The organism is Cupriavidus basilensis, from assembly GCF_029335485.1.
Taxonomy (GTDB): Bacteria; Pseudomonadota; Gammaproteobacteria; order Burkholderiales; family Burkholderiaceae; genus Cupriavidus; species Cupriavidus basilensis_E.
Window position 1 is genome coordinate 1 of sequence record NZ_JARJLM010000045.1, and the last position, 1,567, is coordinate 1,567.

Below are 1,567 nucleotides of genomic sequence, written 5' to 3' on the forward strand. Positions count from 1 at the left end.
ACTTTTCTTTACGAGTAAAGAAAAGTGACACCTCACCCAAGCGTAAACGGCCAAAGGCGTATAGCCGCGCCAGCAGCCAGAAGCCAAAAAAAACCGATCTCCCGCGTCAATCTGTATCAGCAGAGAATAGCTAAAAAACTGTTATTAAAGAGCAAATAAATTGACAAATCCATATGCCAAGAGTCTCTGGCACCATTCCGCCTTCAGACCCTGCAGCGTCAGAGCAGCTATCGATTCCAATCGCCGCAAAGGGCGATCCCGAATCGACGCCGCACGTCCAGACTATATTCCGGATCTCCAGTCCATGAAACGAAGCATTTCTCATGAGCACACTCGTTAACGCCGCCGAAGTCCTGAAGCGCATCGCCGGGCGGCGCAGCGACACCAATCGGGATACCGCATGTCCGGGCAGGCGCCGACGGGCGAGGGAACGGACGCGTGGCAAGCACGGTTGCGCGCGTTGCACGGCGGGGGATCGCGCGCCCCGAGCCCCGGCTAGCTGCCGCCGGAGCCGTGCTCAGGCAAGCTGCTCTTGCGGCCACGCAGCACGGAGCTTGCGTCCGCCAGCGCACCCGCCTCCACCGGCGGCCCGCCCAGGGCCTTGTACAGGGTAGCGATGTTGACCAGCCGGTCGAAGCGGTTTCTCGCCGCTGCCACGGCTGCCGTGCGCTGCTTCTCCTTGGCGTCGAGCCAGGGCTGCAGCGCGGTGGCGCCGGTGCGGTAGCGGGCTGCCGCCAGCCGTTCGGCGCGGCTCGCCGCCCGCAGGGATTCGTCCAGGTGCTGCGAGCGCAGGTCCAGCCCGGCATGGTCGGACAAGGCGTTCTCCACCTCGGCGAATGCCGTGTACAGCGACTGGCGATAGCGCACCACGGTTTCCTCGTACTCGTTCTGGGAGACCTGTATCGTCAGCCGTGCCGTGTTCCATTGCAGGAAGGGCAGGCTCAGGCCCGCGCCGAGCAGGGCGGTGGGATCCCGCAGCAGCGAGGCGAGCGCCGCGCTGCCGGTGCCGACCATGCCGGTCAGCGTCAGCCTGGGGTAGAAGCTGGCGCGGCTCGCATCGGATTGGGCGAGGGCGGCGTGCAGGCGCGCTTCGGCCTGCCGCACGTCGGGGCGCCGTCCGATCACCGCGGCGGGGATGCCGGGGGCGATGCGCGGCAAGGCGTTGGCCGGCAAGCCGGCAGGTTCGGCCGCGCCATGTTCCGGCGGACGGTTGAACAGGATCGCCAGGGCCTGGCGGTTCACGTTGCGCTCCTGGTCCAGCGCGGTGCGCTCGGCCTCCAGGGCGGCCAGTTGCTGCTGCGCCTGCGCCAGGTCAAGGCCGGAGGCGGCGCCGGCATGGTGGCGCGCGCCGACCAGTGCCAGCGTGCGCCGCGCGTCCGCCAGGCTTTGCCCGGAGAGATCGATCAACTGGTTCAGCAGCCCGGCGCGCCAGTACAGCGTGGCCGTAGTGGCGGCAAGCGCGATCGAGGCGGCCTCGAAGTCGGCCGCGGTAGCGCGCGTCTCCCAGTCTGCCGCGCTGCGCAAGCTGGATAGCCGCCCCCAGAGGTCGATTTCGTAGTTGACGTTG

General features: G+C 67.1%; 1 protein-coding gene. It reads right to left on the reverse strand.

The window, feature by feature from the left end; all coding sequences use genetic code 11:
- Positions 1 to 495: 495 nt before the first annotated feature.
- A partial coding sequence (locus P3W85_RS02845) for a TolC family protein (RefSeq protein ID WP_276263650.1) occupies positions 496 to 1,567 on the reverse strand: 1,072 nt, incomplete at its 5' end.